This window comes from Acinetobacter sp. UBA3106 (assembly GCA_002365595.1).
Classification (GTDB): domain Bacteria; phylum Pseudomonadota; class Gammaproteobacteria; order Pseudomonadales; family Moraxellaceae; genus Acinetobacter.
Map to the genome: position 1 here is coordinate 25,056 of DFAM01000007.1, position 10,283 is coordinate 35,338.

Consider the following 10,283-nt stretch of genomic DNA (forward strand, 5'->3'; position numbering starts at 1 on the left):
CAAATGAATCATGAAAAAATCCCTTTTTTTTTCAGTATGTCTAGCAGCTTCACTTTCAGTAGCCCATGCTGAAACAGTCAGAATTTATGCTGCTGCCAGTTTAACCAATGCCATCACTGATCTTGAAAAAATATATCAAAAGCAGTATCCCAAAACCAATCTTGTACCGGTCTATGGAGCTTCATCAGCGCTTGCGAAACAGCTGGAGGCAGGTGCCAGCAGCGACATTTTTTTTTCGGCAGATGTCGACTGGATGAATTACCTGATCAAAAAGAACCTGATTCATCAAAAAAGAGCCAAGCCCTTATTGTTTAATCAGTTAGTGGTGATCAGTCCAAAAAATCTCAATATTCCTTTTAAAGCCCAATCCGGTTTTAATTTTGCGCAATCTTTTAAAGGACATCTCTGTACCGGGCAAATGGAATCCGTTCCTGCGGGTAAATATGCCAAACAGAGTTTGATTAAGCTGAATTGGTTAAATAGTTTGAATGGTCGCATAGTTGGTACGGATGATGTGCGTTCAGCCTTGGTATTTGTCGAACGGGGTGAATGTGAAGTGGGAATTGTCTATAAAACCGATGCACTCATCAGCCAAAAAGTAAAAATTATTGGAACCTTCCCGGCAGATTCGCATCATCCGATTATTTATCCGATTGCCTTGACCAAACAGGGCGAAAAAAATACAGACGCCATTCAATTTGAAAAATTTATAAAAACCAGTGCGCAGGCAAAAAGCATTTTTCAAAAATACGGATTTCGCATGAGTCAATCATAGGGGGCGCTAAGCAATGTTCAGTCCCGAAGAACTGAGTGCCTTATATCTTTCGGCAAAAGTGGCCTTATGGGCAACGGTCATCTGTTTACCGTTTGCAGTGGCTTTGGCCTGGACTTTGGCACGCCATGAATTCAGGCTGAAATTTTTGGTCGAAGCGTGTTTGCAATTGCCGATGGTCTTGCCGCCCGTGGTTTTGGGTTATTTGCTTTTGGTCCTGTTTGGCAATAAAGGCTGGATTGGGCAATATCTGAATGCAATGGGGATTGAACTGGCATTTAACTGGAAGGGGGCAGTACTGGCTTCGATGATTGTGGCATTTCCCTTGATGGTGCAGCCGATTCGCCTTTCTTTTCAATTGATTAATCGACAATTGGAACATGTGGCCGGTTCATTAGGCGCAAGTCCGTTCAGAGTGTTTTGCAGTATTAGCCTGCCTTTGGCACTGCCGGGAATGCTGATCGGGAGCATCCTGTGTTTTAGTCGAAGTCTGGGAGAATTTGGTGCCACCATTACCTTTGTCGGGAATATTCCAGGTGAAACCCGCACTATTCCCATTGCGATTTATTCATTCTTGCAACAACCTGATGGTGAAGAATTTGCCATACGGTTGGTGATATTATCCTTGTGTCTGGCATTTTCAGCCTTGATCGCCAATTATTTTATTCTGCAAAAGTATCAACGGAAATTAGGAGGCTGATATGTTGAAATGTGATTTTCAATATCAACACGCTGATTTTAATTTGAGTGTTGAACTGGAGATGCAGCAACAGCTGTTAGGCATCGTAGGGGCATCGGGGAGTGGTAAAAGCACCTTGCTAAAAAATATTGTGGGTTTGCTCAAGCCACAGCAGGGTTGTATCCAGTTGAATGAACAGGTATTCATTGATACTCAGCAAAACATACATGTGCCCATGCATCAACGTAAAATCGCTCTCATTTTCCAGAATGCCTTGCTGTTTCCTCATATGAATGTGCAGCAAAATTTATGCTATGCAGAAAAATTAGTAGCTCAACCGGAACGAAAATTCCAGTTTGAAGAAGTCGTGGAATTACTGGAATTAAGCCCTTTAATTCAGCGTAAAGCTCATCAACTTTCGGGTGGGCAAGCACAGCGTGTGTCGATTGGACGTGCTTTATTGTCTTCACCAAATTTATTGTTATTGGATGAACCTTTAACGGGGCTGGATACACATTTAAAGCAGCAAATTTTACCGTTTTTTAAACGGATGAAAGATGAGCTGGATTTACCGATGATTTATGTCACGCATCATCCTGAAGAACTGGAATATTTAGAAGCGGATACCTTGAAGTTAAGTCAAGATGGATTACAGCTTTATTAGACGTTTTCTATAAATCATTTTTCAGTGACTACAAATAATTAAAAAAACTAAAATAAAAAATAGATTTTATCAAATATTAGATTCATGAGCGTGGCATGGATGCCACACGTTTCCCATCCCTTGCGCTGTGTTTTAAAGCAGTGCTTAAAACTGGCTCAGGATGTCGTGTATGGGAAAAAAAAAGGTTTTTGTCTACTTTTGACCTTTCAAAAGTAGAGTCGTGCCTGCGCAAAGGCATCAAAATAAAATCAAGCAAATAAGGCCGTGCTAATTTAAAAAAACTGATATGGAGCATTTTTTGATTTATGAATGAGACCTTAAACCTATTAAACTGAGAGGATTTAATTACTTAATCAGAAAGAAAAATAGCCTAAGCAATTTAAATCCTAAACTGCTTAAGCTATCGCTATAAAAATCAAAATAAATTATTCAGGTTTTTGATATTCATTGATGACTTCAAGTGCAGCACGAAAGGCTTCTTGAGTAGCAGGAGCGCCACAGTATGGCAAGCTGTGTAATAACACTTCCTGAATTTCTTCTACTGTTGCACCATTATTGAGTGCACCGCGAACATGTCCCTTAAGTTCAGTTGGGCTTTTTTGAGCAGTTAAAAAGGCAATGGTGATCAGTGAACGATATTTACGTGGAAGAACACCTTCACGTTGCCAGGTTGAACCCCAGGCATGTTCATTAATCCAGTCCTGTAAAGGTTGAGTAAAGGGCACAGTATTGTCCTGCGCACGTTTTACAAAAGCTTCGCCCATGACTTCAGTACGAACTTTTAAACCATTTTCAAAATCTTGTTGTGACATGTTTTTACTCTTTTAATATCTATAACAAAGAAGTGGCCAAAGTTTATGCCTTAATTCTATTTATGCGTATAGGTTTATGGTCGTAGATCGATCTTTTTTATAGAATCCATGAGATGATTTTTTAGCTCATCTTCAGGGTTTTAAATCTTTAAAAAATAATGCAGAAATAAAATCAGTAGAGCAGAGCACAATACCCTAAAAGATCATTTACAAAGCTTCATTGCTTGAAAGCCATTAACTACTAGCCCGGTTAATGGCATAGAAAAAGGCAGAGTAAAAATGATTATTGAGTATGTTTAACCACAAGCACGGGAACATGACTGGCAGTCAGAATATCTTGGGCAATACTGCCAATGAAGGTTTTTTTTAAACCGGTTCGACCATGTGATCCAACTACGATTAAATCAGCCTTTAGTTCATCTGCAAGTTCAGCAATGGCATCACTGGGCGATTGTTTGGCTAAAAGCTGAGTATGGGTTTCAATCCCGGCATTGGTAAATTTGAGTCCAAGCTCTGCCAGAATGTTTTTGGCATGGGCTTTGGCTTCCATAAAATAATCAGTGACGCCGGGAACATTTTTATAAAAACTGACACTGGTCAAAGGATCAATAATCACTACACTGACAATAGTGACTTTACTGCCAAAAGCCTTGGCTAAAATCATGGCCTGGTCAGCTGCAGCTACGGCAATCGGCGAGTCATCGACAGAAACTAAAATGTGTTGGTAATACTCCATGATACTGTCCTCTTGTTGCAAGATTCGTGATCTGCTTTAAGAGTAGCATAGCCAGAGATAAGCAATGTAAAAGGATAAAAAGGTATTATTCAGCACGTAAAAATTTGATGAATATCAGAAAATAATAAAAATTAAATGATCAATCGCTTAGATGTTATATAAAAAAAATCCAGTGGCATGGCCTGATGAAACTGGACAAAGAGTAAGGCTGAGTCTATTAAATGATGGCTCGATCAATCAGATTTTGGATCGTTTCGGATTCATAGCCCAATTCTTTTAAAATTTGTTCGGAGTTTTGTTTTATGGTGAATAATATCCGGATTGAAGTGGAATAATTCAAAATAGAATCCGTCCTGATTTTTATTGTAGTACGCATTTAAAAACCGCCTTCGAAAAGACGGTTTTTACCTAAAAAAATAAATGAAGCGTTATTAATAATGCTACATAGTTGGGTATGCGCTGCATTGCAGCACAAGAATTACCCTAACATTACATGTTAGGGTAATTTGGACCACCACCGCCTTCCGGCGTTACCCAGGTGATATTTTGAGACGGATCCTTAATGTCACAGGTCTTGCAGTGCACACAGTTGGCTGCATTGATCTGGAAACGTTTCGATCCGTCATTATTTTCCATGATTTCGTAGACACCTGCCGGGCAGTAGCGCTGTGCAGGTTCATCCCATTTCGGCAGGTTCACGTTCACCGGAATCGAAGCATCAGTCAGCTTTAAATGGGCCGGCTGGTTTTCTTCATGCACGGTGTTCGATACAAACACCGAAGACAGACGGTCAAAAGTCAGCTTGCCATCCGGTTTTGGATAATTCGGCTTAAAGTTCACTGCATCTACAGTTTTCAAGGCACCAAAATCCGTCACCAGGTCATGCAGGGTAAACGGTACCTTAAACACGTTCTGGTCGATGAAGTTAAACGCACCGCCGATCCATTGACCGAACTTATGCATTGCCGGACCAAAGTTACGCGAGTTATACAGCTCTTCTTTCAACCAGCTGTTGTTGAACTTCTCGGTATAAGCCGTTAATTCTTTAACAAAGAAATCTTCGCCTTCAACCACACGTGCAACAGCCAGGTCGCCGCCTTTTTCTACACCGGCAGCGATGGCTTCAAATACCGCTTCACCGCAGAGCATGCCGGATTTCATTGCCGTGTGTGAACCTTTGATCTTGGCAAAGTTCAGGAAGCCGGCATCATCACCAATTAACGAGCCACCCGGGAAGGTGAATTTTGGTAGTGAGTTAAAGCCGCCTTTGGTCACGGCACGCGCGCCATAAGAAATCCGCTTGCCACCTTCGAGATACTGCTTGATTAAAGGATGGGTTTTCCAGCGTTGCATTTCCATAAATGGATACATATGCGGGTTGGTGTAGGACAGATCCACAATCATCCCTAAGGTCACCTGATTGTTTTCCGCATGATACAACCACCAACCGCCTGAAGAACCGGTTTCAGAAAGCGGCCAGCCAGCACCATGCATCACCAGACCTGGCTTGTGCTTGGCAGGGTCGATTTCCCAGAGTTCCTTAATCCCGATCCCGTAATGCTGCGGATCGGCATCTTTGTCCAGGTTGTATTTGGCAATTAATCGTTTACCCAGGTGACCACGGCAGCCTTCAGCAAAAATGGTGTATTTGGCATGCAGTTCATAACCTGGAGTAAAGTTATGCGTCGGTTCGCCATCTTTACCAATGCCCATGTCACCGGTTTGAATGCCTTTGACTGAACCATCAGCATGGTACAGAATTTCTGAAGCGGCAAAGCCCGGGAAGATCGATACTTCCAGCTCTTCGGCTTTTTGACCCAACCAGCGCACCACATTGCCCAGAGAGATGACATAGTTGCCATCGTTATGCATGGTTTTTGGCACCATCCAGTGCGGGGCTTCCTGAGATTTTTCATCCGACAGCAGGAAGTAGGTTTTGTCTTCGGTCACCGGAACATTGAGCGGGGCACCCTGTTCTTTCCAGTCCGGGAACAGTTCATTCATGGCACGCGGTTCAAGCACAGCACCAGAGAGGATATGCGCACCGACTTCAGAGCCTTTTTCCACCACACAAACGGACAGATCATTCAGGTTGTTTTTAATTGCAAGCTGACGGATTTTGATCGCCGCAGACAGACCCGCCGGGCCTGCGCCTACGATTACGACGTCAAACTCCATTGATTCTCGGACTAAATCTTCCATAATTTGTAAAACTCAATTTCGCTTAGCGATATTTTATCATGGGTGAATACAGAAAAATAGCACTTTGAGGGTAGGATTGTGCATAAAAAAAGCCTCCAAGGAGGCTTTTTTTGACATCTTATAGATTATGAATTTTGGGGATCGTACTGCTTTTCTTTGATGAACAATGCTGGGATCACACCACAGATGAAGTATGCTGCACCCATCACCACAAAGCCTAAACCGATCGAACCGCCGCTCGCAAGGAAACCAATAGTTGCTGGCGCAATTGCAGCACCTAGACGGCCCACGTTGTAAGCACCACCAATTGCAGTACCACGAACATTGGTTGCAAAGCTCTCTGTCATATACGTTGCGTTCACACCGTATGGAATACCGTAAAGGAAACCAAAAATCACCAATAGATACAGAATGTTTTCAGGCGAGTTATAGAACACGATTAACGGTAGGAAGATGGCTGTACCAATCGCACCAAAAGCATAAGTGAAACGGCGACCCAATTTGTCTGCCATATAACCAGCAAGAATTTTACCTAAAATCATTGCGGTATATGTGCCGACCATGTAAGCCGTCATTTCTTTAAACTTCATACCTAGTTCGCTTTCCAGGTAAGTCGGCATCCAGTTGTTTACACCATAGTAACCAAACTGTAGGAAACCTGCAGTCAGTGCCCAAAGAATAAACATATTGCGGTTACGCTTGTCTTGGAAAATCAGTTTCCAGGTCGACTCAGTTTTGGCTGTAGTTGCTTCCACTTTCTTAAAGCGGTTTTCTTGCCATGCAGCTGGTTCCGGAACCATATAGTGCATCAGAACAGCCATAATGATTGGGAGCGCTGCTACGTAGAACAGTACACGCCAGCCGTGATCTGGAATTAACCAGCCGGCAAGCAAGGTTGCAACAATATAACCTACTGTCCAGCCTGCTTGAAGCGTACCCAGTACCGTGGTACGGAATTTGGTCGGCACATATTCTGCCATAAGGGTATTACAGGCAATATATAGCGAGCCTAAGCCTAGAGAAGCAAAGAAACGTAAAGTACCAAATTCTGCAAACGAGTTGGTAAAACCAAGACCACAGGTTAAAACAGAGAACAGTAGAATAGAGATAACCACAATACGCACACGACCGAATTTGTCACATGCCCAGCCACCAAAAATACCACCAATTGCCATACCGGCAAGCGTAAAGCTACCTAACATACCTGCTTCAACAGGGGTTAGGCCAAATTCAGCTTTAATACTGTTTAAGCTGTATGACAACAGCATTAAGTCAGCACCATCGACCAGTAACGCAAGGAATGCGAAAACAAAAGCAACTTTCCATGTGTTAGGACCGATTGTCGAGATCGTGTTCTTGATCGTCATAATCCATTACCCTAATAAAAAAGGCTGAGCCGCAAGGAGTGTGACTCAGCCAAAACGTTAACGCGTAGCATCTTTAATCATGTTACGCGCAATAATCACTTGCTGAATTTGTGTTGTACCTTCGTACAAACGGAATAAACGAACATCACGGTAGAAGCGTTCAATTGCGTATTCGCTGATATAACCAGCACCGCCATGAATTTGCACGCCACGGTCAGCTACACGACCGCACATTTCTGTGGCAAACATTTTCGCGCAAGACGCTTCAGTGCTGACATTTTTACCTGCATCGCGCAAACGTGCTGCATCAAGTACCATGCATTTAGCTGCATAAATTTCAGCTTTTGAATCGGCCAACATGCCTTGAATGAGCTGGAAATTGGCAATAGGTTGACCAAATTGCTTACGCTCAACTGCATATTGCAGTGAATCATCCAGCATACGCGTTGCTGCACCCACACTCAGTGCAGCAATATGAATACGACCTTTATCTAAAACTTTCATCGCAGTTTTAAAACCAACGCCTTCAACACCACCAATAAGTGCAGAGGCAGGAATACGGCAGTTTTCAAAAATGACGTCACAAGTGTGAGCACCTTTTTGGCCCATTTTCTTGTCACGTTTACCGAGCGAAATACCCGGTGTCTTGCTGTCGACAATAAATGCAGAAATAGCAGCAGAACCTTTGATATCAGGGTTAGTACGTGCCATGACGGTAAATACACCAGCATGCGGTGCATTGGTAATAAAACGTTTAGTCCCATTAAGAATGTATTCGTCACCATCTTTCACTGCAGTCGTTTTGAGTGATGCGGCATCAGAACCTGAATCCGGCTCGGTTAAACAGAAGGAACCAATAATTTCACCGCTGGCTAACTTAGGCAGGAAATATTGTTTTTGTTCTTCGGTGCCATCAATGATTAAACCTGAAGCACCAATACCATTGTTGGTGCCAATTAGTGAACGGAAGGCAGGAGAAGTACGACCAAGTTCAAAGGCAACATAGACTTCTTCTTCCATGGTTAAGCCCAGACCTTCATATTCTTCAGGAATGGTTAAGCCAAACAAACCTAACTCTTTCATTTGCTGTACGACTTCCACAGGAATTTCATCCGTTTCAGCAACGAGTTCTTCATTTGGGATTAATACACCTTCAACAAATTGACGAATCATATCGACTAATTGATCTAAGGTTTCCTGATCGCGAATCATGTCCTAACTCCGTTTTTAGGATGTAAATCCTGTTCATTTTTCAATAGGGAGAAATCGAACAAGATCTAGTCACTAAGCTAAATTTATTCGGATACTAATCAAAAAAAAGCAACTAAACAATACGTACGAAAGTATATATCGCTATGCGGTATTTTATTTTTAATAATAAAATTTATTTAAGTTATTGATTTTATCTAATATTTAATAAATTTATACCCCGATAAAAAATTTTAAATACTATAAAATAGGCTTGAATGATTGATAAAACTATGTATATTGCAAATAAAGTACCGCACTGCGAAATGAGAAGTTTATGGAAAGCACCCAAATATTGAAACTCACCATTCAAGAAGATGGCGTGGCGATTGTAGAAATTCATCGCCCGGAAGCAAGAAATGCACTGAATCTGGAATTACGTCAGGCGCTTTCAGAAACTTTTCAGCAGCTTAATCAGGATTCATCGGTACGTGCCATCGTATTGACCGGCGGGGAAAAAGTATTTGCGGCGGGTGCTGACATTAAAGATTTCACCACTGCGACCACAGCTCAAATGTATTTACGCCATACCGAGCAATATTGGCAAAGCCTGGTGGATTGCAGCAAGCCGATTATTGCCGCTGTGAATGGTTATGCCTTGGGTGGCGGCTGTGAACTGGCGATGCATGCCGACATCATTATTGCCGGTCAGTCTGCTCAATTTGGTCAGCCTGAAGTGAAACTGGGCTTGATGCCGGGTGCAGGTGGCACACAACGTTTACTTCGTGCGATTGGCAAATTCCAAACTATGCTGTTGGTTTTGTCAGGCAAATTCATTAGTGCGGCAGAAGCCAGCCAGATGGGCGTGGTGTCAGAAGTGGTGGAAGATGAGCAAACCATTCCGCATGCCTTAAAACTGGCTAAAACCATTGCTGGTTTTTCTCCAATTGCGGTTCAGCAAATTAAAGAAGTGACCAACCTGGGTCAGGATCAATCTTTACAGGGTGCACTGGCGCTTGAACGTAAGGCATTCCAGATTCTATTTGATACCAAAGACCAGAAAGAAGGCGTGAATGCTTTCTTTGAAAAACGTCCTGCACAGTACACTGGAGAATAAGACATGACCATTCAATCTATGGCGCTGATCGGTACCGGTGTAATGGGCATGGGCATTGCGCAAATTGCAGCGCAAGCCGGTCTTGAAGTGCGTTTGTTTGATGCCAAAGCCGGCGCTGCTGAAGCAGGTTTGGCCAAGCTCAAAACCATGCTGGAAAAACTTCAAGCCAAAGGCAAATTCACTGAAGAAGTGCTAAAGGAAACTTTAGCTCGGTTTACAGTACTCGACAGTATTGAGCAAATTGCAGGCGTGGATTTGGTGGTTGAAGCGATTATTGAAAACCTGGAAATCAAGCAAGGCTTGTTTAAACAGCTTGAAGCGATTGTGTCAGAAAATACCATTTTAGCGACCAATACCTCGTCACTTTCAGTGACAGCGATTGCTGCCAATCTTGAGCATCAGGGTCGTCTCGCGGGCTTCCATTTCTTCAATCCTGTTCCACTGATGAAAATTGTGGAAGTGATTGCCGGTCTGGCAACCGATGAGCAGGTAATTGCTGATCTTCTCGAGTTATCACAGCGTATGGGCCACTTTGGTGTTCGTACCAAAGATACCCCTGGATTTATCGTCAATCATGCAGGCCGTGCCTATGGCACTGAAGCCTTAAAAGCCTTGGGTGAAGGCGTAACCTCGGTCTCTGAAATCGACCGTATTTTACGTGAGGGTGCCGGTTTCCGTATGGGACCGCTTGAGTTATTTGACTTAACCGCACTGGATGTTTCGCATCCGGTGATGGAATCGATTTT

General features: G+C 42.9%; 11 protein-coding genes. 6 read left to right on the forward strand and 5 right to left on the reverse strand.

The window, feature by feature from the left end; translation table 11 throughout:
* Positions 1–10 precede the first annotated feature (10 nt).
* The 4 genes from modA (at position 11) to B4C48_RS02155 (ending at position 2,375) form a co-directional block, all read left to right on the forward strand.
* On the forward strand, positions 11–775 hold the full coding sequence (gene modA, locus B4C48_RS02140) for a molybdate ABC transporter substrate-binding protein (protein WP_291353802.1): 765 nt from the start codon (positions 11–13) through the stop codon (positions 773–775).
* Positions 776–788: 13 nt separating this feature from the next.
* Positions 789–1,472: a molybdate ABC transporter permease subunit gene (modB, locus tag B4C48_RS02145; RefSeq protein WP_291353804.1), complete on the forward strand. Its 684-nt coding sequence runs from the start codon at positions 789–791 to the stop codon at positions 1,470–1,472.
* Position 1,473: 1 nt separating this feature from the next.
* Complete coding sequence (locus B4C48_RS02150; RefSeq protein WP_291353806.1) at positions 1,474–2,115, forward strand: ATP-binding cassette domain-containing protein; 642 nt, start codon at positions 1,474–1,476, stop codon at positions 2,113–2,115.
* Between the two features lie 95 nt (positions 2,116–2,210).
* Complete coding sequence (locus B4C48_RS02155; protein ID WP_291353808.1) at positions 2,211–2,375, forward strand: hypothetical protein; 165 nt, start codon at positions 2,211–2,213, stop codon at positions 2,373–2,375.
* A gap of 165 nt (positions 2,376–2,540) precedes the next feature.
* Here the strand turns inward: B4C48_RS02155 and B4C48_RS02160 are convergent, their stop codons facing one another.
* The 5 genes from B4C48_RS02160 to B4C48_RS02180 all read right to left on the reverse strand — a co-directional run bounded on the left by B4C48_RS02160 (position 2,541) and on the right by B4C48_RS02180 (position 8,444).
* Positions 2,541–2,927, reverse strand: coding sequence for a carboxymuconolactone decarboxylase family protein (locus tag B4C48_RS02160; RefSeq protein ID WP_291353810.1), 387 nt, complete (start codon positions 2,925–2,927; stop codon positions 2,541–2,543).
* A gap of 283 nt (positions 2,928–3,210) precedes the next feature.
* Entirely contained in the window at positions 3,211–3,663 is a 453-nt protein-coding gene (locus B4C48_RS02165) for a universal stress protein (protein WP_291353812.1), read from the reverse strand.
* Positions 3,664–4,152: 489 nt separating this feature from the next.
* Positions 4,153–5,865: an electron transfer flavoprotein-ubiquinone oxidoreductase gene (locus B4C48_RS02170; RefSeq protein ID WP_291353815.1), complete on the reverse strand. Its 1,713-nt coding sequence runs from the start codon at positions 5,863–5,865 to the stop codon at positions 4,153–4,155.
* A gap of 125 nt (positions 5,866–5,990) precedes the next feature.
* Positions 5,991–7,232, reverse strand: a complete 1,242-nt coding sequence (locus tag B4C48_RS02175) for an MFS transporter (RefSeq protein WP_291353817.1) — start codon at positions 7,230–7,232, stop codon at positions 5,991–5,993.
* A gap of 57 nt (positions 7,233–7,289) precedes the next feature.
* Positions 7,290–8,444 (reverse strand): acyl-CoA dehydrogenase family protein, encoded by a 1,155-nt coding sequence (locus B4C48_RS02180; RefSeq protein ID WP_291353819.1) that lies wholly within the window; start codon positions 8,442–8,444, stop codon positions 7,290–7,292.
* Positions 8,445–8,757: 313 nt separating this feature from the next.
* Between B4C48_RS02180 and B4C48_RS02185 the strand changes: the two genes are divergently transcribed.
* Both B4C48_RS02185 and B4C48_RS02190 read left to right on the forward strand, forming a co-directional pair.
* A complete protein-coding gene (locus B4C48_RS02185; RefSeq protein WP_291353821.1) occupies positions 8,758–9,537 on the forward strand; it encodes an enoyl-CoA hydratase in 780 nt (259 codons plus the stop codon).
* Positions 9,538–9,540: 3 nt separating this feature from the next.
* A partial coding sequence (locus tag B4C48_RS02190) for a 3-hydroxyacyl-CoA dehydrogenase NAD-binding domain-containing protein (RefSeq protein ID WP_291353823.1) occupies positions 9,541–10,283 on the forward strand: 743 nt, incomplete at its 3' end.